This window comes from Amycolatopsis sp. FDAARGOS 1241 (genome assembly GCF_016889705.1).
GTDB lineage: Bacteria > Actinomycetota > Actinomycetes > Mycobacteriales > Pseudonocardiaceae > Amycolatopsis.
Genome location: NZ_CP069526.1, coordinates 1,317,305 through 1,342,885 on the forward strand (window position 1 = coordinate 1,317,305; position 25,581 = coordinate 1,342,885).

Below are 25,581 nucleotides of genomic sequence, written 5' to 3' on the forward strand. Positions count from 1 at the left end.
CCAACCAGTCGGTGAGTTGGCTCACGCCAACGTCGACGACGACGAAGGGAGCGGTCATGCCGGGAGTCGTCGTGATCGGAGCGGGCCCGGGGATCGGCCGCGCGGTGGCGCAGCGGTTCGCCCGCGAAGGGCTCGACGTCGCGCTGCTGGCCCGGACGCACCGCGAACTCGAAGTCGCGGCCGCGACCCACCTCGCGGACGCCGGTGACGAGCAAGCCCTGCGAGCGGCGCTCGTCGGCGTCGTCGGCGACCTGGGGTTACCGGATGCCGTCGTGTACAACGCCGCCGTGATCCGCGCGGACACCCCGGGTGAGCTGTCGGTGGACGAGCACCTCGCGTTGTGGCGCGTGAACGTCCTCGGCGCGTACGTCGCCGCTGTGCACCTGGCCCCCGCGATGGCCGAACGCGGCCACGGCACGTTCCTCGTCACCGGCGGCATGCCGGAGCCGAAGGCCGCCTACAGCAGTCTTTCGCTGGACAAGGCGGGGCTGCGCACGCTGGTGGTGCTCTTCGCCGAGCAGTACCCCGCGCTGCACTTCGCGACGGTCACGGTCGCCGGCACCGTCGCGCGCGGCACGGCGTTTCGACCCGGCCGGCATCGCGGAGCACTGCTGGCGGCTGCACACCCAGCGTGGTCCCGGCTCGGACCTGGAGGTGGTTCACGAACAGCTCCAGTCCTGGGTGAAGCACCCCGCCAGGTAGAGGTCCACCCGATCCGCGAACCGGCCCGGGTCGCGACCCGTCAGTTCCGAGATGCGCGAGATGCGGTACCGCAAGGTGTTCACGTGCAGGTGCAGCGCGCCGGACGTCTGGGTCCACGACCCGGAGTGCTCCAGGAACGCCTGCAGCGTCGCCATCAGTTCGGAGCCGTGGGCGGCGTCGTAGGCCAGCACGGGGCCGAGGACCTTCTCGCCGAACCAGTGGCGCAGGTCGGCCGGGACGGCGGCGAGCAGGAGGACGTGGGAGGCCACCTCGTCGCCCGCCAGGACGGTCGCGCGGCCCGGCGCGAGGGCGGCCAGGGTGCGGGCGTGGCGGGCCTCCTGGACGCCGGCGCGCAGGCCGGCGGCGTCGGGGGCGCAGCTGAGGCCGACGGAGAGCCGGGCTGCGCCCAGAGCCGGTTCGACGGCGCGGACGGACTCGCGCAGTTCATCCGCGAGGCGGCCGAGACGGTCCGGGGCGGGGAAGACCGCGTACGTTTCGCCGTCGACCGTGCCGACCAGCGTCGGCGGCGGGACGGCGGCCAGGAGTTCCTCCACCAGCACCTGCGTGAGGCCCGGACCGCCGCCCGAGAGCTCCGCGGACAGCGTCACCACCTGTGCTGCCGGTGGAAACCCCAGGGCGGCCAGGCGCGAGGACAGCTCGGCGGCGGACGCGTCGGCCGAAAGCGCCAGTCGCAGCAGGGGTTCGGCGGCGCGGTTCTCGATGCGCTTGGCCTCGTCGACGCGTGAGCGCTCCAGCCCGATCAGCGGTGCCAGCTCCAGGGCCAGCTCGCGGCGCGCGGGAGCCCATCGGCCGACATCGCCCTCGGCCACCAGGAACCAGCTGGCCACGCGGTGGCCCGACCGGCTCGCCGCCGCCAGCAGCGTCACGGGCCCGTCGTCGCCCGGGACGGTCAGCGGCAGCCGTTCGGCCCGCAGGAACCGGCGGGCCAGCGTCGCGCGCCGGGCGGCGGAAGGCGGCGAGCCCGAGCCGGCGATCAGCCGGCCCGTCGCGCTCAAAACCCAGCACTCGGCGTCCAGCTCGGCCGCGCCCGCGGCGACCAGCGCGGTCAGGCCCTCGCCGCCGGTCACGGCCGCGACGAGCCGCCGGTGCGAATCGTGCGCGGGAGCCGAGCGCTCGGCCGCCAGGCCCAGGATCACGCGTTCGGTCACCGTCGCGAAGGACACCGACACGGGCACCTCGAACAGCGGCAGCCCGACGCGGCGGCACGCCCGGACGAGGTGCCCGGGCACGGGCCCGCCGACCTCCGCGGTGCCGGCGCCGAGCGCGACCACGCCCGCGGCCGCGAGCGTGCCCACGAACTCCTCCCCTTCGGCGGGCCCGGGCAGCCAGCGGAGGCCGCACAGCACGATCTCGCCACCGTTGAGGTAGCGCGTCGGGTCCTGCAGCGTCGCCTGGAAGATGCGCCCGAACTCCCGCTCCAGCGAGTCGGCACCCGTCAGCAGCGTCAGCCCGAGCCCCGGCGTGTCCAGCAGCGCACCCAGCCGCACGCGGCACCTCCTTCCGGCCTCCAGTAGCGCACACGCGGGGCGCACCGTCGTTTGGAGGAACCTACGAAAAACGGCCGTCCGACCGCTGGTGGTTTCGGTGGATCTGCCGTGGTCCGCGCCACGGCACGGCGTGTGTACTGCTCGGCGAGCGAAGGGAAGGAAGACCATGGCGATCGTTCTGGGCGAGAACCGCTACGGCAAAGCCGAGAACGGGCTCGTGCGCGTCGACCGCGACGGCGACGAGCACCGGATCACCGACCTCGACGTCAGCGTTTCGCTGTCCGGCGACATGAGCGACACCCACCTCACCGGCGCCAACGACAAGGTGCTGGCCACCGACACGCAGAAGAACACCGTGTTCGCGTTCGCCCGCGACGGCATCGGCGAGATCGAGGACTTCGCGCTGCGGCTCGCGCGCCACTTCGTGACGTCGCAGGAGAGCATCGCCCGCGCCCGCGTGCGCGTCGCGTCCTTCCCGTGGCAGCGCCTGACGGTCGACGGGCAGCCGGCCCACCACTCGTTCGCCCGCGCCGGAGGCGGCACGCGCACCACGACCGTGCACCACGACGGCGAGCGCGCCTGGGTGGTCGGTGGCGTCGAGGACCTCACGGTGCTCAACACGACCGGCTCCGAGTTCTGGGGCTTCCCACGCGACGAGTACACGACGCTCGCCGAGACGAAGGACCGCATCCTCGCCACGGCCGTCACCGCGAGCTGGCGCTTCGGCACCGAAGACACCGAAGACACCGAAGACACCGACTGGGCCAGCGCGTACGACACCGCGCTCGCCGCGATGCTCGACGCGTTCGGCGGCACGCACAGCCTCTCGCTGCAGCAGACGCTGTACGCCATGGGCTCACGGGTGCTGGAGACCGTGCCCGAGATCGTGGAAGTACGCCTGTCGCTGCCGAACAAGGACCACTTCCTGGCCGATCTGTCGCCCTTCGGCCTCGACAACCCCGGTGAGGTGTTCTACGCCGCCGACCGCCCGTACGGGCTGATCGAGGGCACCGTGCTGCGCGACGACGCGCCGCCCGCCGGGCCGGCCTGGTCCTGAGACGGAGGACCACATGGAGTTCCTGCGCCCGGCCTCGCTCGCCGAGGCACTCGAAGCCAAGGCGGCGCACCCCGGCGCGGTGCCGATCGCGGGCGGCACCGACGTCATGGTGGAGATCAACTTCGACCACCGCCGCCCGGCCACACTGCTCGACCTCAACCGCGTGCCCGAGCTGTACGGCCACGACGTGGAAGAAGGCCGCATGCGCATCGCCGCCGCAACGCCGTACTCGCGGATCATCGCCGAACTCGGCGACCGGCTGCCGGGGCTCGCGATGGCGGCCCGCACGGTCGGCTCGCCGCAGATCCGCAACCGCGGCAGCGTCGGCGGCAACCTCGGCGCGGCCTCGCCGGCGGGTGATTCGCACCCGGCGCTGCTGGCGGCCGACGCCGAGGTGGAGATCGCGTCGGTACGCGGCATCCGGCGAGTCCGGGTGAAGGACTTCTACACGGGCGTGAAGCGCACTGTCCTCGAGCCCGACGAGCTGATCACCGCCGTGCACCTGGCGCCCGCGAGCGGCCCGCAGCAGTTCGGCAAAGTGGGTACCCGCAACGCGATGGTGATCGCGGTGTGCGCGTTCGGCCTGGCGGTGCACCCGGCCGAGCGGCGCGTGGGCACGGGAGTCGGCTCCGCCGCCCCGACCCCGCGCCGCGCCCTGGACGCCGAGGAGTTCCTCGCCGGGGAGCTGGCGGCCGACGGCCAGTGGGACCGCCCGCGCGCACTCGCCGATTCGGTGAAACGCCGCTTTTCCGAGCTGGTCGCGGCCGCGGCCGCCCCGATCGACGACGTCCGCGGCAGCGCGGACTACCGCCGCCGCGCCCTCGCCGTGCTCGCGTGGCGCACTTTGACCTGGGCGTGGACCGAATACTGCACTGGGAGGCGAACCGAATGCGCGTGAATGTGGTGGTGAACGGCGAACAGCGGCAGGCGGACGACGTCTGGGAAGGCGAGAGCCTGCTCTACGTGCTGCGTGAACGACTGGGGCTCGCCGGTTCGAAGAACGCGTGCGAGCAGGGCGAGTGCGGTTCGTGCACGGTGTACCTCGACGGCGTGCCCGCCTGCGCCTGCCTGGTCGCGGCGGGGCAGGCCGAGGGCCGCGGAGTGCGCACGGTGGAGGGCTTGGCCGACGGTGACCGGCTCGACCCTATCCAGGAGACCTTCGTGGAGTGCGGCGCCGTCCAATGTGGCTTCTGCACCCCGGGGCTCCTCGTGACCGCGCACGACCTCGTGGCCCGCACGAGCAACCCGAGCGACGCGGAGATCCGCGAGGCGCTGGCCGGGAACCTGTGCCGCTGCACCGGGTACGAGAAGGTCCTCGACGCGGTCCGGCTCGCCGTACAGCGGAAGGAGCACGCATGACGCGCCCGGCCCCCGCCCGCTCGCCGCAGGAGCTGGCCGACACCGTCAGCGGCGGTATCGGGACCAGCCCGCCGCGGCCCGACGGCACGCTCAAGGTGCGCGGCGAGTTCGCCTACTCCTCGGACCTGTGGCACGAGGACATGTTGTGGGGCGCCACCCTGCGCAGTCCCCACCCGCACGCGCGGATCGTGCGCCTCGACGTGTCCCGCGCGCTCGCGCAGCCGGGCGTCCACGCGGTGCTGACGCACGAGGACGTACCCGGTGAGAATCGCTACGGGCTGAAGTACCAGGACACGCCGGCTCTGGCCGAGGACCGCGTGCGTTACCAGGGTGAGCCGGTGGCTATCCTCGCCGCCGACCACCCGGAGATCGCGCGGCAGGCGCTCAAGCAGATCTTGGTCGAGTACGAGGTGCTCGAACCCGTCACCGACCCCGAGCGCGCCGCCCACGACGAAACGCTGCCGAAGCTGCACGCGGACGGGAACCTCGTGCGCTACCAGCGCATCGTGAAGGGCGATCCGGACGCCGAAGCTGACGTGGTCGTGTCCGGGGTGTACGAGATCGGCATGCAGGACCAGGCTTTCCTCGGCCCGGAGTCCGGCCTCGCCGTGCTCGACGACGACGGCGGCGTGGACCTCTACCTCGCCACGCAGTGGCTGCACGTCGACCAGAAGCAGACCGCGCGGGCGCTCGGCCTGCCGCCGGAGAAGGTGCGGCTGACGCTCAGCGGCGTCGGCGGTGCGTTCGGCGGGCGCGAGGACCTCTCGATGCAGATCCACTCGTGCCTGCTGGCGCTGCGGACGGGCCGGCCGGTGAAGATGGTCTACAACCGCGAGGAGTCGTTCTTCGGCCACGTGCACCGCCACCCGGCGAAGATGTACTACGAGCACGGCGCCACCCGCGACGGCGACCTCGTGTACGTCCGGGCCCGGCTCTACTTCGACGGCGGGGCCTACGCGTCGAAGACGCCCGTGGTGGTCGGCAACGGCACCACGCTCAGCGTCGGACCGTACAACGTGCCCAATGCGCACATCGAAGGCTGGGGCGTGTACAGCAACAACCCGCCGTGCGGCGCGATGCGCGGCCTCGGCGCGGTGCAGCCGACCTACGCGTACGAGTCCCAAATGGACAAACTCGCGGCCGCGCTCGGCATGGATGCCGTGGACCTGCGGATCCGCAACGCCCTGAGCGAGGGCTCAACCACCGTCACCGGCCAGGTCGTGGACTTCCCGGCGCCCGTCGCGGAACTGCTCCAGCGCCTCAAGGCGATGCCGCTGCCGCCGGAGCGCACCGCAGACGCCGACGTCCGCGACCTGCCGGGCGGAGCGTCCAACGTGACCCACGGCGAAGGCGTGGTGCGCGGCGTCGGATACGGCGTGACCATCAAGAACATCTCCTACGCCGAGGGCCTCGACGACTACTCGACCGCCCGGGTGCGGCTGCAGGTGCTCGGCGGCGAGCCCGTCGCGATGGTGCACACGGCCGCGGCCGAGGTGGGCCAGGGGCTCGTGACGCTGCAGCAGCAGATCGCGCGCACGGAGCTGGGCGTCGCGCGGGTCACCGTGCACCCGGCGGACACGAGTGTCGGCGACGCGGGGTCGAGCTCGGCGTCGCGCCAGACGTACGTGACCGGCGGCGCGGTGCGCAACGCCAGCCGCGCCGTGGCTGAGGCGGTGTACGCGCTGGCCGAACGCCGGCTGGGCCGCCCGGCCACAGGGATGTCGCTGGCCGGTGGCAAGATCATCGCCGGCGACGGCGAGGTCGTCGCGTCCCTTGTGGACCTGCTCGGTGCGGAGGTGGTGGAGGAGACGCGCGAGTTCCACCACCGCAAGACCTACCCGCTCGACCCCGAGACCGGCCAAGGTGATGCCCACGTGCAGTACGGCTTCTCCGCGCACCGCGCCGTCGTGGACGTCGACGTGGAGCTGGGGCTGGTGAAGGTCGTGCAGCTCGACTGCGCGCAGGACGTCGGCAAGGCGCTGAACCCCGAGGCCGTGCTGGGCCAGATCCAGGGCGGCTCCGCGCAGGGCCTCGGCCTGGCCGTGATGGAGGAGATCCAGGTGGTGGACGGGAAGGTGCGCAACCCGTCGTTCACCGACTACCTGATCCCGACCGTCCTCGACATGCCACCGATCCGCATCGAGGTGCTGGAACGGCCCGACCCGCACGCGCCCTACGGCGTCCGCGGTGTCGGTGAACCGCCCACGATCTCGTCGACGCCGGCGGTCGCCAACGCGATTCGCGCCGCGACGGGCCTCGAACTGCCCCGTGTCCCGATCCGCCCCGAACACCTCACTGGCACCTGAGCAGGTCACCGATCCGTCTGGAGCGCAAGCGAAATGACTCTTTCCCTCGACGCCGACCTCGAACGCGAATGGCTCCTCGAGAGCGTCCGCATCGCCACGCGCAACGTCGCGGACGGCGGTGGCCCGTTCGGCGCGCTGGTCGTGAAGGGCCGTGACACCGTCGCGACCGGCGTGAACCGCGTCACGGCCTCGCTCGACCCGACGGCCCACGCCGAGGTGGTCGCGATCCGCGCGGCCTGCCAGGCGCTCGGCACGTTCAAGCTCGAGGGCTGCGTGCTCGTGTCCTCGTGCGAACCATGCCCGATGTGCCTGGCGTCTTCGCTGTGGGCGCGCGTGGACCGGGTGATCTACGCGGCCGACCGCGATGACGCTGCCAAGGCCGGGTTCGACGACCGCGCGTTCTACGAACTGTTCGAAAACCCGCGCGAGACCTGGGACGTACCCGTGGCCCGGCTGTCGCTCAAGGACGGCTTCGCGCCGTTCGACGCCTGGCTGGGCCGGGCCGACCGCGTCGACTACTAGGGCTCACACCGGAAGCCCGCGCTCGGGCCCCTCGTGGTGCTGACCGGAGCACCACAAAAGAACACTGTGCTGTTCGTTGCCAATCCGACCACAGTCACGGCGGGAACGGTTGCCAGGCGGGTGACGTCCGGCTCCGTGCCCGCCTGCTTTTGGCCGGCTTGGCAACTCGTCCGGCTCGCTCGCCCCGCTTTTCCGCGAAGCGCGGCCGAGCACACCCACCGGCAAGGGGAGGACGTATGACCCAGGTACACATCGACGACGCTGTGACCCCGGCACCCGGACCCGCTCGGAAGTCCTTGATGGACCGCCTGTTCGAGCTCAGGGCCCGGCGGACGACCGTCGGGCGCGAGGTGCGCGGCGGACTCACCACGTTCGTCGCGATGGCCTACATCGTGCTGCTCAACCCGCTCATCCTCGGCGCCTCCGCCGACATGACCGGCGCGAAACTCAGCTCCGCGCAGGTCACCACGGCCACCGCGCTCGCGGCCGCGGTGATGACCATCCTCATGGGACTCGTCGGCAACGCGCCACTCGCGCTCGCCGCGGGGCTCGGCATCAACGGCATCGTGGCGTTCCAGATGGCGCCGGCGATGACGTGGGCCCAGGCCTTCGGGCTCGTGGTGCTCGAAGGCGTGTGCATCGTGCTCATGGCCGTGAGCGGGATCCGTGAGCGGATCATGAACGCGATCCCGGCGCCGCTCAAGCTGGCGATCACCGTCGGCATCGGGCTTTACATCGCGCTCGTCGGCCTGGTCAGCGCCGGCTTCGTGACGCGAACCCCGGACGCGGCCGAGTCCACCGTGCCCGTGCGGCTCGGGCTCGACGGGCACCTCGACGGCTGGCCGATCGCGGTGTTCTGCTTCGGTCTGCTGCTGATGACCGTGCTCACGTCCCGCAAGGTGCCCGGCGCGGTGCTGATCAGCATCGCGGTGTCCACTGTGCTCGGTGTGGTGCTGCACGACGGCTTCGGCGTGGGCGGCTGGGGCCTCACGACGCCGACGCTGCCCGGTCACGTGGTGGCGGCGCCGGACTTCGGCCTGCTCGGCCACGTGGACCTGTTCGGCGGCTTCGCCTCGGCGGGCGCGCTGACGGCCACGATCTTCCTGTTCACGCTCGTGCTCTCGGGCTTCTTCGACGCGATGGGCACGATCACGAGCGTCTCGGCCGAGGCCGGGCTGTCGAAGGACGGGCGCGTGCCGAAGATGGGCCGCATCCTGCTCGTCGACGGTGCGGGTGCGATCGCGGGCGGGCTCTCGGGTTCGTCGCCCAACACCGTGTTCCTCGAGTCGGCCGCCGGCGTGGGGGAGGGTGCGCGAACGGGCCTCGCGAGCGTGGTCACGGGCGTGCTGTTCGCCGCGACGCTGCTGTTCACGCCGATCGCCGGCATCGTCCCCACCCAGGCGGCGGCACCGGCACTGGTGGTGATCGGCGGGATGATGGTGGCGCAGTGCCGCACCATTCCGTGGCAGGACAGCGATTACACGATCCCGGTGTTCCTGACGGTCGCGCTGATCCCGTTCACGTACTCCATCACCAACGGGGTGGGTGCGGGCCTGATCGCGTTCGTGCTCATCAAGACGGTCAAGGGCAAGTGGCGCGAGGCCGGCTGGCTCCTCACGGTGCTGGCGCTCGTGTTCACCGTCTACTTCGGAATCGACGTCGTCAAGGCCGTGTTGTAGCTTCGTAGGGAAGGATCTGTGGTGGCACTGATGTTCCTCAACGGCGGCGCCATACGCGGCGAACCGCTGCACCACCTGCTCGACGGCGCGCCGCTCGTCGCCGCCACGGCCACGGCGCCGAAGTACCGCTTCTACTCCGTGGGCGGCCAGTGCCCGGCGCTGGTGCCGGTCGCCCACGGCGGCGCCGCCGTGGCGGGCGAGGTGTACGACCTGGCGCTCGACGCGTTGCGCGACCGCGTGCTGCCGGCCGAGCCACCCGAGCTGGAGCTGGGCGTGATCGAGCTGGCCGACGGGAGCTCCGCGTTCGCGATGCTGCTGCGGCGCCCGCAGACGTCCCACGTGCAACTGCGGGACATCACCGAGATCGGCGACTGGCGGGCCTACCGGGCGGCTGCTTCGTGACGGTGCTGATGGCGCCCGACAAGTTCAAGGGCTCGCTCACGGCCGCGCAGGTCGCCTCGGCCATCGCCGAGGGCCTGCGCGCCGCCGGCACGCCGGCGCGGGAGTTCCCGATCGCGGACGGCGGCGAGGGCACGGTGGCGGCCGCGGTCGCCACCGGCTTCCGCCGCGTCCCCGTCCGCGTGACCGGCCCCACCGGCCGGCGGATCACGGCGTTCTTCGCGCTCCGGGACGACGTGGCGGTGGTGGAGCTCGCGGAGGCGTCCGGCTTGCACCGGCTGCCCGGTGGGGTGCCGGCGCCGTTGACCGCGTCGAGCTACGGCACGGGGGAACTCATCGCGGCCGCCTCTGCCGCCGGCGTCCGGCGGATCGTGCCCGGCGTCGGTGGCAGTGGGTGCACGGATGGCGGGGTGCGGATGAAGTGCTGGAAGATCCTGCGGGACTACCGGCGCGCCGCCATCACGCTGGGCGACACGGTGTCCGGAATCGCACACTTGCACAACATCCTCCTCGCTGGCTGATCGCAACACCCAGCAACACCAACAACAGCATCAGTTACGAGACATCGCTTAGGCGAACAACCGCCGGACATGGGGAGACAACGGGAGCCCCGCGGCAGTCTCCGCTGTGGCCCACTTGAACGCGTCGTGTTCCGATGGGCTGAGGGTGACGGTGCCGCCGGGAGTCGGTTCGGTGGCGGTGTACACGCGGGCATGGATGGTCAGGGGGCGGCCGGAGAAGTCGGGCCAAGAAAGGCGCGCGTTCGCCGAGGAGGCGTACGCGCAGGCCCGTCTCTTCGGCGACCTCGCGCACGGCGGTGGCTTCCGGCGCCTCGCCGGGTTCGGCGGTGCCGCCCGGGAGTTCCCAGTGTTCGCCGAGAAAGGTGCCGGGGGTGCGGCGCAGGACGAGGACCGTGGCGCCGCGCGGGAGCCACGCGTAGGCGAGCAGTTTGGTCACGACAAGCCGCCGTCGCTCGTCAGGACGCGGCCCGTCAGCCAGCCGCCATCAGGGCCGCAGAGGAAGGAGACGAGGTTGGCGCAGTCGGCGGGGGTGCCGAGGCGGCCCAGGGGCGTGCGGTCGACGAGCGCGGCGCGTAGCGAATCGTCGAGCCACCCCGTGTCGGTCGGGCCGGGGTTGACGGAATTGGCCGTGATGCCGAGGGGGCCCAGTTCCCGGGCGGCGGCGATGACGAGCCGGTCCAAGGCGCCCTTGCTGGCGCCGTAGGGGACGTTGCCGGCCACGTGATCACTGGTCAGCGCGACGATCCGGCCCGCGCCGTGCGCACCGCGGTAGCGCGTGGCGAACTCGCGCATCAGCAGCCAGCTCGCGCGCGTGTTCACGGCGAAGTGGCGGTCGAAGCTGTCGAGGGACGTGTCGAGGAAGCCGGAGTCGACGGATTCGCAGTGGGCCAGCACCAGGGCCTGCACGTCTCCGAGTTGGGTCACCACGGAGGAGAAGAGAACGCGCGGCGCGGCGGGGTCCTCGAGGTTCGCCTCAACCTCGAACGAACCCGCCCCGGGGCGGGTTTCGTCAGCGCCCCAAGGCATCCGGTCGTCGTAGGCGCCCCAGTACGAGCAGGCCACGGTCCAGCCGTCGGCCACCAGACGAGCGGCGATCGCCGCCCCGATGCCCGCGCGGCGGCCGACGCCGGTGACGAGCGCGACGGGCCTACTCCTCAATGGCCCCACCCACGGCGCGCAGGTGTTCGCGGAACGTCAGCGCCGGGTTTTCCGCCCGCGCCCGCAGGAACTCGGCGAACCGCACTTGTTCACGCAACGTCGTGCCGCCGCGGATGAGGTCGGCTTGCCGCCGCTCGGTGTCGCGAATGGACTCCGCGAGCCGGAACACGTCGCCGGCCTCGGCGGCGGGCACGAACACCACGCCGTCGTCGTCGCCGAACACCAGGTCGGCGGGCGTGACCTCCCACGGGCCGACGCGCGCGGAGTCGAGCGCGTCGGCTGGTCGCGCGGTGAGCGACAGCGGTCCAGTCGGGATCGAGCCGAGGCTGAACACGGGCAGCCCGAGTGCCCGCAGGTCGGCGGAATCACGGTGCAGACCCCAGATCACGATGCCGGCCGCGCCTGCCGTCGCCGCCTCGATCGCCACGAGGTCGCCGACACAGCTCTCGTCGAGGCGCCCGCCGTTGTCGACCACGAGCACGTCGCCGGCTTCGGCGCTGCTCAGCGCTTCGAGGAACACGTCGACGCTGCCCACGTGCCGCGCCGGCAGCACCCGTCCGGCCACCCGGCCGCCGGGAACCGCCGAACGCGTGCCCGCCGGCGCGCACCGCACCTGCAGCCGCGCCCGGATGCACCCGTCGGTGAGGTGCGCGGTGGTCAGCGCCTCGAAGCGGCGGTGCAGTTCGTCGTTCTCCATCCTCAGGCCTTTCTCGCCGAGAGCTGGAACACGTTGCCGGACGGATCCTGCCCCATCGCGCCGAAGTCGCCGTACGAGGTTTCGCGTAGCGCTTCCACCGACGTGGCGCAATGCGCGAGCGCGCGGGCGTACGTGCCCGCGACATCGGCGATGTAGACGTACAGGAACGCCGGGAACTCGTCGAGCTCCGCCGACACCCCCGACACCAGCACGAGCGAGTCGCCGAGCCGGATCTCGGCCGGACCGTGCTCGGGCGTGGTGGCGGTGGCCGCGAAGACCGCGACCAGGAACGCCACGGCCGCCGCCGGGTCGGCGACGACCACCCGGGGCGTCACACTGCGGTAGCTCATCCGGCGAGCCAACCGCGTCGGCCGCGGCCGCGCAACGTGATTCGCAAGCCGGCCCGACCTCGAAATCGGCACCGCCACCGGACTCGCCCGCGCGGCCGAACGACTCCGCACCGGGCGCGCTGTGCTCCTCGACCTCACCGGCGACGGTGAACCCCCGCCCGGACGGGCGGACCCCGGTGCAGCACGACGTCGCCGCCGGACTCACGCATTCGGGCCCGCACAAGCGGAATCGCTGCGGCCGGGCCGAAGCAGGCAGCCGGCCAGTCCGTGCTCCGCGAGCGCGCGCACCACCCATTCCACGCGGAAACCGGCACGCGCTTCCCGGCGAATGCGTTTCTCCAGCAGCATTTCCGCTGCTTGCCCGAGGCCCTCGCCGGTCTGAAACGCGGGCTGCACGGCCGGGCACACGAGCCGCCCGTTCTCCCGCACGCCACCCTTTCCGAGAACCCGCCATACGTGGCGAAAAGGACTTAACGCCCAGCTGTGCTTTGGTGTGATTATCCCATTTCGTGAGTTTCTGGTTGAAGTCCTGGTGAATTCCAGGGCGGGGAGTGGTCTCGACCCCTGTTTCTTCACTTTCCGCACGCATAATTCCCTCTCGGTAGTCCGAACGAGTGGCAGGAGAGTGTGCGTGCCGGGGTCTGTACGTACCCGTTGGATGGTCGGGGCCGCCGGCGTGCTGGTGGTCGCGGCTGCCGTGGGAATCGCTTTCGCGGTCTGGCCCGACGGTGCCTCCGCTCAGGATCCGGAGATCCAGATCTCCCGCTCCGACTGTGGTCAGGGCTGGACGGACCCCAAGCCGGGCCCGCAAACCTTCCACCTTCACAACACCGGCGCGGTCACGTCCGAGGTCGACCTGATCGACCCCAGGACGGGCGTGATCTACGGCGAGGTCGAGGGACTCGGCACCGGCACGATCCGGCCGATGTCGGTAACGCTCGGTAACGGAACTTACGCCTTCCGATGCCTGCCGGAGGACTCCTCCGCGATCGTGGGGCCGGCCACGACGGTGGGTGGCGGCACCGAGCGCGGCCCGGGAGTCGCGCCCGTGACCCAGAACGACCTGCTGCAGCCGCTGAAGGTCTACCAAGCCAAGGTCATCCAGGGCCTCGACCAGCTGGTCACCGACGTCGGCGCGCTGAAGGACGCCGTGCACCGCGGCGACCGCACCGCGAGCGAGTCCACCTGGCTCACCGCGCACCTCACCTACGAGCGCCTCGGCGCCGCCTACGACGCGTTCGGCGATTCCGACGGCGCGATCAACGGGACCACCGCCGGCCTGCCCGGCGGTACCGGCGACCCGGGCTTCACCGGCTTCCACCGCCTCGAGTACGGCCTCTGGCACAACGACGACATGGGCTCGCTCGGCGCCGTCGCCGACAAACTGGCCACGGACGTGCAGGACCTGCGCACGGCGTTCCCCCACAGCCAGGTCGACGCAGGTGACCTCGGCCTGCGTGCCCACGAGATCGTCGAGAACTCCCTGCAGTTCGAACTCACCGCCGAGACCGACTACGGCAGCGGCACCAACCTCGCCACCGCACGGGCCAACCTCGACGGCGTGCAGACCGTGCTCGACGTCCTGCGCCCGGTGCTCGCCCCGCGCTACCCGGAACTGTCCGGAGTGGACAGCTGGCTGACACGCACCGAAGCGACGTTGGACGCCGCCCGCCACCCCGACGGTTCGTGGACCCCGGTGTCCGCGCTTTCCCAACCGCAGCGCGAAAAGATCGACGCCGACGTCAGCGAGCTCACCGAGCGGCTCGCCCCGATCGCGGCCATCGCCGAGCCCAGGAGGGTTTCGTGACCGCCAACCACCGAGAGCCGGCTGAGTCCTCGCGCCGCACCTTCCTGCGCCGCACCGTCGTGGGCGCGGGCCTCACGGCCGTGGCGGGCGCAGGCGCCGGCACGGTCGCCGCGAGCGCCGCGGGCCCCGATCCCGCCGCCGTGCCGTTCCACGGCGCCCACCAGGCCGCGATCGTGCGCCAGCCGCGCGCGCAGGCCGTCGTCGCGTCGTTCGACGTGACCGCCGAGAACAAGGGCGAGCTCACCGACCTGTTCAAGGAGATCACCGACCGGGCGCGGTTCCTCACCACCGGCGGCGCACCGGCGGCGCTGGGCATCACCGCGCCGCCCGCCGATTCCGGCGTGCTCGGCCCGGTCGTGCCGCCCGGCAACCTCGGCGTGGTGCTCGGCGTCGGCTCGTCGCTGTTCGACGACCGCTACGGCCTCGCGGCGAAGAAGCCCAAGAAGCTCAAGCCGATGACGATGTTCCCCAACGACGCCCTGGACGACGCCCAGTGCCACGGGGACCTGTCGCTCACGCTCTCGGCCGACTCCACCGACACCGTGCTCCACGCGTTGCGCGACATCAGCCGCGCCACCCGCGGCGGGATGCAGCTGCGCTGGAAGGTGAACGGATTCGCGTCGCAGCCGCGCCCGTCGGGCACCCCGCGCAACCTGATGGGCTTCAAGGACGGCATCGCGAACCCCGCGGAGTCCGAGTTCGACCACCTCGTGTGGCTGGCCGACGGCAGTGGTGAACCCGCGTGGACGAAGGGCGGCACGTACCAGGTGGTGCGGCTGATCCGGATGCTCGTCGAGTTCTGGGACCGCGTGTCGCTCACCGAGCAGGAGAACATGTTCGGCCGCCGGCGCGACACGGGTGCGCCGCTCGACGGCGCGAACGAGCAGGACGTGCCGCGCTACGCCGACGACCCCGTCGGCACCGTCATCCCCCTCACGAGCCACATCCGCCTGGCGAACCCGCGTAAGCCGGAGACGGATTCCAGCCGGATCCTGCGCCGCGCCGTCAACTACGACCGCGGCGTGGACAGCAACGGCAACCTGGACATGGGCCTGATCTTCACCTGCTACCAGCAGGACCTCGAGCGCCAGTTCGAGGCGGTCCAGAAGCGGCTCATCGACGAGCCGCTGGTTGATTACATCTCCCCGTTCGGTGGCGGTTACTTCCTGGCGCTGCCGGGGGTGACCGGTTCCGACGACCACTACGGCCGGGCGTTGCTCGCCTGACCGTGGCTTTCCCGAAGTTGCAGTTCCCACCAGATCACCGATCAGGAGGATTCCCCAGTGGACAAAGGAATCGGCAGACGGCGGCGCCACACGCGACGCCTGCTGGGCGCCGGTGCGCTCGCCTCGGCCGCGGCCCTGGCGATCGTCACCGGCTCCACGGCGACGTCGGCGGATGCGCAGCCGCTGCACGCCCTTCCCGCGTCGTGGATGCCGACGCTCACCCCGATCAAGCACGTCGTGGTGATCTTCGGCGAGAACATCTCGTTCGACCACTACTTCGGCACCTACCCGAACGCGACCAACGAGAACGGCACGCCGTTCAAGGCCGCGAAGAACACCCCGAAGGTCAACGGCCTCGACAAGAAGCTGCTGACGAACAACCCGAACGCCTACGACCCGAAGCGCCTCGGCCCCGACCAGGCGCTGACCTGCGACCAGAACCACAGCTACGGTGCTGAGCAGGCGGCGTTCAACGGCGGCAAGATGGACAAGTTCGTCGAGAAGACCGAGACCGACAAGTGCACGGGCCAGCCGATCCTCTTCGGCGAGCCGGGCCTGGTCATGGACTACTACGACGGCAACACCGTCACCGGCCTGTGGAACTACGCTCAGAACTACGCCATGAGCGACAACTCCTACAACACGGTGTTCGGCCCGTCCACCCCCGGCGCCGTCAACCTGATCTCGGGCCAGACACACGGGGTTCAGGCGGTCACGTCGGTCACGCACCAGCCGACGTCGGACTCGTACGTGGTCGCGTCGCCCGACGCCAACGGCGTCGGCACGGTCATCAACGACCCGGACCCCGCGTGGGACGACTGCGCGGACAAGAACCACACCGCCACCGAGAACCTCGCCTCGATGCAGGGCAAGAACATCGGTGACCTGCTCAACCAGCGCCACGTGACCTGGGGCTGGTTCCAGGGTGGGTTCAAGCCGACCGGCACCCAGAACGGGTTCGCGGTCTGCGGTGCCCAGCACACCAACGTCGGCGGCATCCCGGTGACGGACTACAGCCCGCACCACGAGCCGTTCCAGTACTACAAGTCGACGGCGAACCCGAAGCACCTCCCGCCGTCGTCGGTGCAGGCCATCGGTCAGACCGACCAGGCCAACCACCAGTACGACATGACCGACTTCGACGCTTCGCTGAAGGCCGGCTCGATGCCCGCCGTGAGCTTCCTCAAGGCCCCGGCCTACCAGGACGCCCACGCGGCCAACTCCGACCCGCTCGACGAGCAGCAGTTCGTGGTCAGCGAGATCAACAAGATCCAGCAGTCGCCGGAGTGGAAGTCCACGGCGATCGTCCTCGCCTACGACGACTCGGACGGCTGGTACGACCACCAGTCCTCGACCATCATCAACGGATCGCAGGACGCCGCACAGGACCAGTCGGTCTGCACGGGGACGAAGACCACCTTGGGCAAGTACGCCGACCGTTGCGGTTACGGCCCGCGCCTGCCGCTGCAGGTAATCTCGCCCTACAGCAAGGTGAACTTCGTGGACCACACCCGCACGGACCAGACCTCGGTGCTGCAGTTCGTCGAGGACAACTGGTTCACCGGCCGCATCGGCGACTCGTCGTTCGACTCGCGTGCCGGCGGTCTGTGGAACATGTTCAACTTCAAGCACCCGCAGGCGGACAAGGTCGCGCTCGACCCGAAGACGGGCGCCGTCGTGAAGAACGGGCACCACTGAAGTAGCTAGGCAGTTCGCTCGATCCGTTGGCCACCGGGTTTCCGAACCCGGTGGCCTTCGGTCGTTTCCGGGGTTTGCGCGGTAGTTCGGTCGTGTTCCGGCGCTCTCGAGCGCGGCCGCGGGAAGTCTCTCCCGGTACAGCACCTGGCCAGTTAACCAACCAACTGGTTAGATGGCGGACGGAGGTGGCTCCCATGCCAGGACCGTTCGTTTTCATCGCCACCAATCGCGTGCGCGAGGGCAAGCTGGAGGCCGAGAAGAGCCGCGTGCGGGGGTGGGTGCGGTTCATCGACGAGCGCGAGCCGCGCGTGATCGGGTTCCACGAGTACCTCAGCGAGGACGGCACGGAAGTCGAGTACGTGCAGATCCACCCGGACGCCGCGTCGTTCGAGCACCACCTCGGGGTGCTCACGGCGGAGGCGAACGAGTCCTACCGCGAGACGCTCGAGGCGACCACGGCCATCCGCGTCTACGGCGAGCCCACCCAGCCGATCCTGGACCTGCTCCACGCCCTCGCCGGTGAAGGCGTGCCGATCACCGTGTTCCCGCAGCACCTGGGCGGCTTTCAGCGCGGCTGAGCGCGATTCCCGGGGGGTATCCGCCCTGGCCGGTGTCGACGTGCCCGTCGCGGTCTTCCCGTGGCGCCCGAGCGGCGTCCAGCCCGCTCGGGGCCGCATTTCCCGCGCGATTTTCGCCCCGGAAGGACACAGTACGGAAAATGCCCCTTGCGCCAGGGGCACCGGCACTGGTCAAATCCCCGCCATGTCGACGTGGGCCGAAACGGAGCGGCTGCGGTTGCGCCCGTTGACGCCCGCGGACGCCGGAGCGCTCGTGGCACTCCTCGGTGATGCCGGGGTGATGCGCCACATCGACGACGGCCGGCCGGTGCCGTCCGAAGTCGTGGTGGGGCGGACGCTTCCGGGGTTCTTGGCGGAATACCGCGACCTGCCCGCGGGACACGGTTGTTTCGTCGCCGAGAATTCGGTGACGGGCCAATTCGCCGGCTGCTTCTCGGTGCGGCCGGCGACCACTCGCGCGCTCGAAGGCTGCGGCACGGAAGTCGGATACCGGTTGCTGCCGTCGGTGTGGGGGCGGGGATTCGCGACCGAAGGTCTGCGTGCGGTGGTCCGCAAGGCATTCGCGGAACTGGGCGCCGAGCGGGTCGTCGCTGCGACGATGGTGATCAACACCCGTTCCCGGCGGGTGCTGGAGAAGGTGGGCTTGAAGCTGGTGCGCACGTTCTTCCCCGAGTGGCCCGATTACCTGGAAGGCGCGGAACACGGCGCTGTCGCGTACGCGCTGACCGGACAGGAATGGGCGTCCAGCGCCGCGGCGCATTAGTCGACACGATAAGGTTCCCCCAGGCACGTCCTGTAGAAGGTGAAGGAACGCGAACCATGGCGCAGAAGGTTCACGTCGAGATGGTGGACGACATCGACGGCAGCATCGCCGATCAGACCGTCCCCTTCAGCCTCGACGGTGTGAATTACGAGATCGATCTGTCCGAAGACAACGCTGCCGCGCTCCGCGAAGAACTGGCGCGTTACGTGGCCGCTTCTCGTCGCGTCGGCGGCCGCAAGGTGCGGATGGCCGCCGGGCAGGCACCGCGGGCCACGTCGTCGGCCGCCGACCGGGAGCGCAACCGCCTCATGCGTGAATGGGCCGAGGAGAACGGCTTCAAGGTCTCCGACCGCGGCCGCCTCCCCGCCGAAATCGTGAAGGCGTTCGAGGAGCGCGAAGAGGAAATCGAGGTTGAAGAGGCCCCCGTCAAGCCGGTCCGCAAGCGCGCGCCGCGCAAGAAGGCCAACGCCTGAGCCGAGCTTCCACGAAAGGGGTCCGTCACCGCCGTGACGGACCCCTTCGGCGTTTCCGGGGGCACCACACACGGACGAACCGGCCGGCCGGTTCGGGTGACTTAGGTGACAGTCGAGTCCTCGCGCGCGAGAGGTAGGGTAGCCAAGCCTAATGTCCAGTGAGTGAAGGTAACCGACTGTGGCTGACCGAGCCCGCCCGAGAACGCTCTCCCTCACGGCGGGTCTCGCAGCGCTGCTGGTCGCGCTCGTGCTCGTCGTCGTGCTGAGCATCGCCGTGGGGTCGCGCGGGTTGTCGTTCGGCACGGTGCTCGACTCGCTGTTCCACTACGACGCCTCGAATCCCGATCACCTGGTGGTGCGCGAGCTGCGGCTGCCACGCACGCTCGCCGGCGTGCTCGCGGGTGTCGCACTGGGACTGTCCGGTGCGATCATCCAAGGCGCCACGCGAAACCCGCTCGCCGACCCGGGCCTGCTCGGCGTCAACGCGGGCGCCGCGCTGTTCGTGGTGCTCGGCATCAGCACGCTCGGTATCAGCAGCGTCACCGGATACGTCTGGTTCGGCTTCGCGGGCGCGGCCGCCGCCGCGGTTGTCGTCTACGGCATCAGCGCGCTCGGCCGGGTGGGGGCCACCCCAGTGAAACTCGCGCTGGCCGGCGCGGCGGTGACCGCGGCGCTGCAGTCGGTGACGAGCGGCCTGCTGCTCACCGACTCGACCACGTTCGACCAGTTCCGTTTCTGGCAGGTCGGTTCGCTGACCGGACGCGACGCCGCGACGATCTCGCAGGCCGTGCCCTTCGTCGTCGTCGGCGTGGTGCTCGCCCTGGTGTCCGCGCGGATGCTCAACGCGCTCGCGCTGGGCGAGGACACCGCCCGCGCGCTGGGCCAGAACGTGGCGCTGGCGCGGGCGGTCTGCGCGCTCGCGGTGGTCGTCCTCTGTGGATCGGCGACGGCCATCGCCGGCCCGATCGCGTTCGTCGGCCTGACCGTGCCCCACGTCGCGCGCCTGATCACCGGGCCCGACCACCGCTGGCTGCTGCCGTACTCGGCGTTGCTGGCGCCGCTGCTGCTGCTCATGTCCGACGTGGTCGGTCGTGTGGTCGCGCGGCCGGCGGAGGTGCAGGTGGGGGTGGTGACGGCGGTCATCGGCGCACCGGTGTTCATCGTGCTGGTGCGCCGCAGGAAGCTGGTGCAGGTGTGAGCACGCAGCTGCCCGACGCGCTGCGCGCCGTCAAAGCTGCCCGCCGCCAGGGTGCGGTGCGAGCGCGGCTCGTGTCCCTCGTGCTGTTCGTGGTGCTGGTGGTGGTCTTCGCGCTGTCACTGGCGGTCGGCGACTTCTCCGTGCCGCTGGGCGACTTGCCCGGCATCCTCTTCGGCGACGGCACGGGCGCCGGCGCCTACGTCGTCACGGACCTGCGCCTGCCGCGCGCGGTCGCCGGCGTGCTCGTGGGTGTCGCGTTCGGACTCGGCGGCGCGCTCTTCCAGCGCCTGCTGCGCAACCCGCTCGCGAGCCCCGACGTGATCGGTGTGACGCAGGGCGCGAGCGCCGCGGCGGTGATCTGCCTGGTGCTGTTCGGCGTGTCCGGTGCGGTGCTGTCGGCGGCGGCGTTCGCCGGCGCGCTGGTGACCGGCGTGGTGATCTACGTGCTGTCTCGCCGCGGCGGGGTGAACGGCTACCGGCTCGTGCTCATCGGCGTCGGGGTCGGCGCTGTGCTGGCGAGCGTCGTGTCCTACCTGATGACATGGGCCGACGTGACGCTCGCGCAGCAGGCCCTGGTGTGGCTCACCGGCAACCTCAACGGCACCAGCTGGGACAAGGCAGCGCCGCTCGCGCTCGCACTCGTCGTGCTGGGACCCGCCGCGCTGGCGCTCAGCCGCGCCCTCACGGGTCTGCAGCTCGGCGACGACACCGCGGCCGGGCTCGGCCTGCGCGTCGAGCGCATGCGCCTGCTGCTGCTCCTGGTCGCCACCGCGCTCGCCGCGTTCGCGACGGCGGTGGCCGGGCCCATCGCGTTCGTGGCTTTCGTGGCGAACCCGATCGCGACGCGGCTCGTGGGCGGAGCCCGCGTCGGCCTCGTCGCACCCGCCCTCACCGGGGCTCTCGTGACGCTGATCGGCGATTTCGCCGCCCAGCACCTGCTCGGCTCCCAGCTGCCGGTGGGTGTCGTGACCGGTGCCGTGGGCGCGCCGTATCTGCTGTGGCTGCTCGCCACGGCCAACCGGGCCGGCCGAGTCTGAGAAGGAACTGACCGTGACACAGACCGCACCGACGCTGCACACCGAAGGCCTCAAGCTCGGCTACGGGCCGCTCACTGTCGTGAAGGACCTCTCGGTCCGGATCCCGCAGGGCAAGGTCACCATGATCGTGGGGACCAACGCGTGCGGGAAGTCGACGTTGCTGCGCGGCCTCGCACGCCTGCTGGTACCCGCCGCGGGCGCGGTGTTCCTCGACGGCGAGCGCCTGCATTCGTTGCGCAGCAAGGATGTCGCGAAGGTGCTGGGCCTGCTGCCGCAGTCGCCGACCGCGCCCGAGGGCATCACGGTCGCCGACCTCGTCGGTCGCGGCCGCTACCCGCACCAGGGCGTGTTCCGCCGCTGGAACGCCGACGACGAGGAGGCGGTGGCGCGCGCGATGCTCGCCACCGACACGGTGGAGCTGGCGAGCCGGCCGGTCGACGAGCTCTCCGGCGGGCAGCGCCAGCGCGTGTGGATCGCGATGGCGCTCGCGCAGAGCACGCCGTTGCTGCTGCTCGACGAGCCGACGACGTTCCTCGACATCAGCCACCAGGTGGAGGTGCTCGACCTGATCGCGGACCTCAACCGCTCCGAGGGCACGACCGTCGTGATCGTGCTCCACGACCTCAACCTCGCGGCCCGCTACGGCGATCACCTCATCGCCATGAAGAACGGGTCGATCGCCGCCGAGGGCGCCCCCGGCGACATCCTCACCGCCGAGCTCGTCGAGGACGTGTTCGGCATGCCGTCCCGGATCATCACCGACCCCGTGTCCGGCACCCCCATGGTCGTCCCGATCGGCCGCCACCGCGCCGGTGCCCCCACCACCCAGCCCTAGGAAGGAACCCCATGTCCGGACGGACCGCCAGATGGACCAAGGTGGCCGGCCTCGTCGCCACCGCCGCGCTCCTGGGCGCCTGCAGCCAGCCCGCCAACACCACGACGTCGGGGGTCGGGGACAAGGACGTCGCCACTGGCGGCCGCCTGTTCGCCACCGCCGACACCGAGACCGCGAAGCTCAAGGCCGACGTCGGCCCGGGTGTCTTCCCGCGCACGGTGACCCACGCGCTGGGCCAGACGAAGATCGAGAAGCCGCCCACGCGGGTCGTCGTGCTCGACAGCGGTGAGCTGGACGACGTGCTCGCGCTCGGCGTCACGCCCGTCGGCATGGCCACCACCGCCGGCCAGACGGGCGTGCCCAGCTACCTCGCCGACAAGGCCAAGGGCATTCCGACGATCGGCGACACCAACAACCTGAACCTCGAGAAGATCGCGTCGCTGAAGCCGGACCTGATCCTCGGCAGCAAGCTGCGCGCGAACGACCTGTACTCGCAGCTGTCGAAGATCGGGCCGACGGTGTTCAGCATCCGCCCCGGCTTCCCGTGGAAGGAGAACTTCCTGCTGGTGGCCGCCGCGCTGGGCAAGGAGACCGCTGCCGTCGCAGCCCTCAACGCCTACCAGAAGAAGGCCGACGAGGTGAAGGCCGAGGTCAAAGGCGACCCCAAGATCTCCCTGCTGCGCTTCCACTCCACCGGCATCCGCATCTACGGCGATCTGTCGTTCATCGGCGTGATCTTCAAGGACGTGGGCCTGCAGCGCCCCGCCAACCAGCACATCAATGAGCTCGCCAAGCAGATCTCCCGGGAACGCATCGACGAAGCCGACGGCGACTGGATCTTCTACTCGAGCTACGGTGCGGGACCCAATGCCGACGAGAAGGCGGTGACCAGCAGTGGGCTGTGGGCATCGCTGAACGCCGTGAAGAACAAGAAGGCCATCCGCGTCGACGACGAGGTGTGGTTCCTCGGCCTCGGCCCGATCGGTGCCGACCGGGTCCTCGACGACCTGAAGAAGTTCCTTGCCTGAGCACAGGTCGGACGAGAAGGGGCGCCCTGGTTCTCCGCCGGGGCGCCCCCTTCCGCGTCAGGCCGTGAGGTACACCGTCTTGAACTGCTGGTAGTTCCCGAGCGCCTCCGGGCCGAGCTCGCGCCCGAGGTCGCCGGCCTTCGCGCCGCCGAAGGGCGCCACCGGCTGGCGCAGGTAGGTGTTCACGCCGATCGTGCCCGTCTCCAGCCGGCGCCCGACGTCGAGCCCGTGTTCCGGTCGGTGGTCCAGACCGTGCCTCCGAGCCCGAAGCCGGAGTCGTCGGCGATGGCCCGGCGTCGTCGACGTCGCCGTAGGGAATCACCGACAGCACCGGGCCGAAGATCTCCTCGCGGGAGATCGTGGCGGAGTTGTCCACCTCGGCGAAGATCGTCGGCTCCACGAACCAGCCGTCCACCGCGCCCGACGCCATGGCCGTGCGCACGTCGACGACCTCCGCGTAGCGGGCGCGCGGCGCGAGCACGCGTGTGCCGAGGAAACAGGTCTGGCCGTTGTTCATCATCGTGGCCATGCACAGGCCCTCGACGCTGCCGGCGAGGTCGGCGTCGTCGAGGGTGAGCGCCGCCGACTTGCCGCCCAGCTCCACTGGGTAACCGGTTTCGGCCCGGATGGCGGCGCTCGCGCTCGTCCTGCCGTTCTGCGCGCACACCGGGTCGCGAACTCCGAGCTGCGCTCAACCATCACCGGGGCGAAGCGGCCCAGCACGTCGGCGCGCCGGGCCGGGTCCCGACGGCCCAGCCCTGCGGGTCGCGCAAGGCGGTGCGGACCGCGGCCACGGCCTTGTCGACGTCGCCGGGCCCGGCTTCCGGGACCTGTCGGCGCGCGCGTGGAGCAGGGCCGGCGGCGCGGGCCGATCGGCGTCGGCGATTTCGCGCGGTACGACTTGCGCCGCCGCTACCAGCTGACGCTGCACGGGGACTTCCACTACTGCGTGATGACGTTCCCGCGCATGGCACTCGGGGTGCCGGAGCCGGCGCTCGAAGCGATGGTGGAGCACGCGTTCGCCACCGCCAGCGGCGTCGGGCAGGTGTTCGCTTCGTGCCTGCTCAGCACGTTGGAGCAGCACGGCGTGTCACCCTCGGGGCTGCGCCGGCGGATCACCGGCTGAAGGTCGCGGGGCCTACAGGCCGAGCCGCGCGTCGAGGTCGATCTTGCCGCCGACGGCGTCGAGGATCGCGCGGATCGCCTTGTCCCGCCGCAATCCGCCGCCGTGCTGGTCGGCGTGGGCGCGCATGAGGTTGCCGACGTGGCGCTCCGGGTTGGACCACGTGGGCCAGCGACGGCGCGCGATCGCGGCCAGGCCTTCGAAGTCGGTGGTGCCGGCCGGGGCGGTCGCGTCGAGCAGCCAGTTGAGGTAGGTGCGCAGCACGGCCACGGGGAAGCTGCCGGGGTGGCTGAGACCGCCGTGGCCGGGCACGAAGGTGCGGACCGTCGGGAACGTCTTGTCGAGCCAGTGCAGTGCGTCGAGCCAGCCGGGCACCGAGCCGTGGATCGCGAGCGGGGTCGAGCCGACGGACAGCAGATCGCCGGTGAACAGCGTGCCCGTCTTGGGCTCGAAGGCCACCAGGTCGCCGTCGGTGTGGGCGACGCCGGGGAACGGCACGACCTCCACGACCACGCCGCCGAGGTCGACCTCGCGCGGCGTGGTGACGGCGTGCACGGCCTCGGGTTTCGGCGCTTCGAGCGTGCCCCAGTTCGTGCACGTGAAGGTGTCCTCGTAGCGCTGCGGTCCCGCGCGCACCGCCGAGACGGCCGAGGCGGCGGCGAGGATGCGGCCGCCGTTGCGCAGCGCCACGCCGGCCCCGTTGTGGTGCGCGCCGTGCGCGTGGGTGAGCACGAGCGTCAGCGGCAGTTCGACGGTCGAGTACTTGCGCACGTCGTTGACCAGGTCGAGGGTGTCGCGCTCGGTGCCGCAGGTGTCGACGAGCAGAACCCCGGACCGGCCGCGGATCCAGCCGCAGTTCGACACGAGCCAGTCGCTCGGACTGCGGACATAGGCCACCACGCTCGGGTCGGAGTACCTGAGCGGGACGATGTTTCGCCTGATGGCGGGCATGTGATCCCCCTCGTGGGCTGCGCCGCCGTGATCCCGGACCACTGCATGGTAGTGGATCACCGACCCTTCGAATGGTATAGACCAGGTGGGCGTATGTCAGCAGGCAGTGGGCGCACCGTGTGCTACGTCGCACAGCCCTGTCGGCGCCCTCTGTGCGCCGACGGGGGTGACCCTACCTCCGCCGGGGCCTCGGCTCAGGTTGATGGCGAGGTCTGGGTGGTCTGGCCACTCGGTTCGCATTTGTCCGGTCGACGCGTTGACTCCACTGTGACCGTCCGGCTACATTGCGGAACCGTCCAAGTCGTTGGACTGCATTCACATCCATGAACGATGGAGTGGGTGTCGTGCGCCGCTGGTTGCCCGTGGTTCTCGCCGGGCTCTGGGTTTTTCCTTGGCACGGCGGTTTCTTCGTTCGCGGCTCCGGGCACCGGGCGGGTGCGGACCGACCTGGACGCCGGGTGGTGGTTCGTCCGCGCCGACGTGCCGGGTGCGCAACCACCCGGGTTCGCCGACGCGTCCTGGGAACGCACGAACGTGCCACCCACCTGGAACGCTCTCGCCGGCCAGGACGGCGGCGGCGACTAACTCCGCGGCGCCGGGTGGTAC

General features: G+C 70.9%; 27 protein-coding genes and 4 pseudogenes. 22 read left to right on the plus strand and 9 right to left on the minus strand.

Annotation, left to right across the window (positions count from 1 at the left end):
* Positions 1–56: 56 nt before the first annotated feature.
* Positions 57–464 (plus strand): annotated as a pseudogene (locus I6J71_RS47710) (SDR family NAD(P)-dependent oxidoreductase); the annotation flags it as partial.
* 195 nt (positions 465–659) lie between these two features.
* Here the strand turns inward: I6J71_RS47710 and I6J71_RS06450 are convergent.
* Positions 660–2,210, minus strand: a complete 1,551-nt coding sequence (locus tag I6J71_RS06450; RefSeq protein WP_204093880.1) for a helix-turn-helix domain-containing protein — start codon at positions 2,208–2,210, stop codon at positions 660–662.
* Positions 2,211–2,376: 166 nt separating this feature from the next.
* Between I6J71_RS06450 and pucL the strand changes: the two genes are divergently transcribed.
* From pucL to I6J71_RS47715, 9 genes and pseudogenes are all read left to right on the plus strand, one after another.
* Positions 2,377–3,267, plus strand: coding sequence for a factor-independent urate hydroxylase (gene pucL / locus I6J71_RS06455; protein ID WP_204093881.1), 891 nt, complete (start codon positions 2,377–2,379; stop codon positions 3,265–3,267).
* Positions 3,268–3,280: 13 nt separating this feature from the next.
* Positions 3,281–4,165, plus strand: coding sequence for a xanthine dehydrogenase family protein subunit M (locus I6J71_RS06460; protein ID WP_204093882.1), 885 nt, complete (start codon positions 3,281–3,283; stop codon positions 4,163–4,165).
* The gene (locus tag I6J71_RS06465) at positions 4,156–4,626 is read left to right on the plus strand and encodes a (2Fe-2S)-binding protein (protein ID WP_204093883.1); all 471 of its coding nucleotides are present in this window, start codon (positions 4,156–4,158) and stop codon (positions 4,624–4,626) included. Before I6J71_RS06460 ends, I6J71_RS06465 begins: the two co-directional genes overlap by 10 nt.
* A complete protein-coding gene (gene pucD, locus I6J71_RS06470) occupies positions 4,623–6,932 on the plus strand; it encodes a xanthine dehydrogenase subunit D (RefSeq protein ID WP_204093884.1) in 2,310 nt (769 codons plus the stop codon). The genes I6J71_RS06465 and pucD overlap by 4 nt, the downstream gene beginning before the upstream one ends.
* A gap of 33 nt (positions 6,933–6,965) precedes the next feature.
* Entirely contained in the window at positions 6,966–7,454 is a 489-nt protein-coding gene (locus tag I6J71_RS06475) for a nucleoside deaminase (protein ID WP_204093885.1), read from the plus strand.
* 236 nt (positions 7,455–7,690) lie between these two features.
* Positions 7,691–9,133 (plus strand): NCS2 family permease, encoded by a 1,443-nt coding sequence (locus I6J71_RS06480; RefSeq protein WP_204093886.1) that lies wholly within the window; start codon positions 7,691–7,693, stop codon positions 9,131–9,133.
* Positions 9,134–9,154: 21 nt separating this feature from the next.
* Positions 9,155–9,535: a gamma-glutamylcyclotransferase gene (locus I6J71_RS06485; protein WP_204093887.1), complete on the plus strand. Its 381-nt coding sequence runs from the start codon at positions 9,155–9,157 to the stop codon at positions 9,533–9,535.
* 8 nt (positions 9,536–9,543) lie between these two features.
* A pseudogene (locus I6J71_RS06490) lies at positions 9,544–9,891 on the plus strand (glycerate kinase); the annotation flags it as partial.
* A 54-nt stretch (positions 9,892–9,945) separates the two neighbouring features.
* Positions 9,946–10,053: pseudogene (locus I6J71_RS47715) on the plus strand (IS5/IS1182 family transposase); the annotation flags it as partial.
* A gap of 34 nt (positions 10,054–10,087) precedes the next feature.
* On the opposite strand, the gene I6J71_RS06495 reads toward I6J71_RS47715, so the two are convergent.
* The 5 genes from I6J71_RS06495 to I6J71_RS06515 form a co-directional block, all read right to left on the minus strand.
* Complete coding sequence (locus tag I6J71_RS06495) at positions 10,088–10,489, minus strand: NUDIX hydrolase (protein WP_370542088.1); 402 nt, start codon at positions 10,487–10,489, stop codon at positions 10,088–10,090.
* A complete protein-coding gene (locus I6J71_RS06500) occupies positions 10,486–11,211 on the minus strand; it encodes an SDR family oxidoreductase (protein WP_204093889.1) in 726 nt (241 codons plus the stop codon). Before I6J71_RS06500 ends, I6J71_RS06495 begins: the two co-directional genes overlap by 4 nt.
* On the minus strand, positions 11,201–11,908 hold the full coding sequence (locus tag I6J71_RS06505; protein WP_204093890.1) for an RraA family protein: 708 nt from the start codon (positions 11,906–11,908) through the stop codon (positions 11,201–11,203). The genes I6J71_RS06500 and I6J71_RS06505 overlap by 11 nt, the downstream gene beginning before the upstream one ends.
* 2 nt (positions 11,909–11,910) lie before the next feature.
* Positions 11,911–12,258 carry a VOC family protein gene (locus tag I6J71_RS06510; protein ID WP_204093891.1) on the minus strand — a complete coding sequence of 116 codons (348 nt, stop codon included), beginning with the start codon at positions 12,256–12,258 and terminating at the stop codon, positions 11,911–11,913.
* Positions 12,259–12,459: 201 nt separating this feature from the next.
* Positions 12,460–12,687: a hypothetical protein gene (locus I6J71_RS06515; protein WP_204093892.1), complete on the minus strand. Its 228-nt coding sequence runs from the start codon at positions 12,685–12,687 to the stop codon at positions 12,460–12,462.
* Positions 12,688–12,916: 229 nt separating this feature from the next.
* Between I6J71_RS06515 and I6J71_RS06520 the strand changes: the two genes are divergently transcribed.
* From I6J71_RS06520 to I6J71_RS06565, 10 genes are all read left to right on the plus strand, one after another.
* Positions 12,917–14,065: an EfeM/EfeO family lipoprotein gene (locus I6J71_RS06520; RefSeq protein WP_204093893.1), complete on the plus strand. Its 1,149-nt coding sequence runs from the start codon at positions 12,917–12,919 to the stop codon at positions 14,063–14,065.
* Positions 14,062–15,291: an iron uptake transporter deferrochelatase/peroxidase subunit gene (gene efeB / locus I6J71_RS06525; protein ID WP_204093894.1), complete on the plus strand. Its 1,230-nt coding sequence runs from the start codon at positions 14,062–14,064 to the stop codon at positions 15,289–15,291. The genes I6J71_RS06520 and efeB overlap by 4 nt, the downstream gene beginning before the upstream one ends.
* 57 nt (positions 15,292–15,348) lie before the next feature.
* Positions 15,349–16,989 carry a phospholipase C gene (locus tag I6J71_RS06530; protein ID WP_204093895.1) on the plus strand — a complete coding sequence of 547 codons (1,641 nt, stop codon included), beginning with the start codon at positions 15,349–15,351 and terminating at the stop codon, positions 16,987–16,989.
* A gap of 194 nt (positions 16,990–17,183) precedes the next feature.
* Positions 17,184–17,567: a hypothetical protein gene (locus I6J71_RS06535; RefSeq protein ID WP_204093896.1), complete on the plus strand. Its 384-nt coding sequence runs from the start codon at positions 17,184–17,186 to the stop codon at positions 17,565–17,567.
* A 40-nt stretch (positions 17,568–17,607) separates the two neighbouring features.
* Positions 17,608–18,330, plus strand: a complete 723-nt coding sequence (locus I6J71_RS06540; protein WP_239154471.1) for a GNAT family N-acetyltransferase — start codon at positions 17,608–17,610, stop codon at positions 18,328–18,330.
* Positions 18,331–18,386: 56 nt separating this feature from the next.
* Positions 18,387–18,803: an Lsr2 family protein gene (locus I6J71_RS06545; RefSeq protein ID WP_204093897.1), complete on the plus strand. Its 417-nt coding sequence runs from the start codon at positions 18,387–18,389 to the stop codon at positions 18,801–18,803.
* Between the two features lie 178 nt (positions 18,804–18,981).
* Complete coding sequence (locus tag I6J71_RS06550) at positions 18,982–20,001, plus strand: iron ABC transporter permease (protein WP_204093898.1); 1,020 nt, start codon at positions 18,982–18,984, stop codon at positions 19,999–20,001.
* Positions 19,998–21,038, plus strand: coding sequence for an iron chelate uptake ABC transporter family permease subunit (locus I6J71_RS06555; protein WP_239154472.1), 1,041 nt, complete (start codon positions 19,998–20,000; stop codon positions 21,036–21,038). Before I6J71_RS06550 ends, I6J71_RS06555 begins: the two co-directional genes overlap by 4 nt.
* Positions 21,039–21,051: 13 nt before the next feature.
* Entirely contained in the window at positions 21,052–21,873 is an 822-nt protein-coding gene (locus I6J71_RS06560; protein WP_204093899.1) for an ABC transporter ATP-binding protein, read from the plus strand.
* A gap of 11 nt (positions 21,874–21,884) precedes the next feature.
* Positions 21,885–22,901 (plus strand): ABC transporter substrate-binding protein, encoded by a 1,017-nt coding sequence (locus I6J71_RS06565; protein ID WP_204093900.1) that lies wholly within the window; start codon positions 21,885–21,887, stop codon positions 22,899–22,901.
* A gap of 57 nt (positions 22,902–22,958) precedes the next feature.
* Here the strand turns inward: I6J71_RS06565 and I6J71_RS49675 are convergent, their stop codons facing one another.
* Entirely contained in the window at positions 22,959–23,087 is a 129-nt protein-coding gene (locus I6J71_RS49675; RefSeq protein ID WP_255570783.1) for a hypothetical protein, read from the minus strand.
* A gap of 313 nt (positions 23,088–23,400) precedes the next feature.
* Positions 23,401–23,568 (minus strand): annotated as a pseudogene (locus tag I6J71_RS50355) (aldehyde dehydrogenase family protein); the annotation flags it as partial.
* A 177-nt stretch (positions 23,569–23,745) separates the two neighbouring features.
* Here I6J71_RS50355 and I6J71_RS06575 point away from each other — a divergent pair.
* A complete protein-coding gene (locus tag I6J71_RS06575) occupies positions 23,746–24,027 on the plus strand; it encodes a hypothetical protein (RefSeq protein ID WP_204093901.1) in 282 nt (93 codons plus the stop codon).
* A gap of 12 nt (positions 24,028–24,039) precedes the next feature.
* Here I6J71_RS06575 and I6J71_RS06580 read toward each other — a convergent pair whose 3' ends face one another.
* The gene (locus tag I6J71_RS06580; protein ID WP_204093902.1) at positions 24,040–24,975 is read right to left on the minus strand and encodes an MBL fold metallo-hydrolase; all 936 of its coding nucleotides are present in this window, start codon (positions 24,973–24,975) and stop codon (positions 24,040–24,042) included.
* Positions 24,976–25,410: 435 nt separating this feature from the next.
* Here I6J71_RS06580 and I6J71_RS06585 point away from each other — a divergent pair, with 435 nt between their 5' ends.
* Positions 25,411–25,560: a hypothetical protein gene (locus tag I6J71_RS06585; RefSeq protein ID WP_204093903.1), complete on the plus strand. Its 150-nt coding sequence runs from the start codon at positions 25,411–25,413 to the stop codon at positions 25,558–25,560.
* The last annotated feature ends 21 nt before the right edge of the window (positions 25,561–25,581 follow it).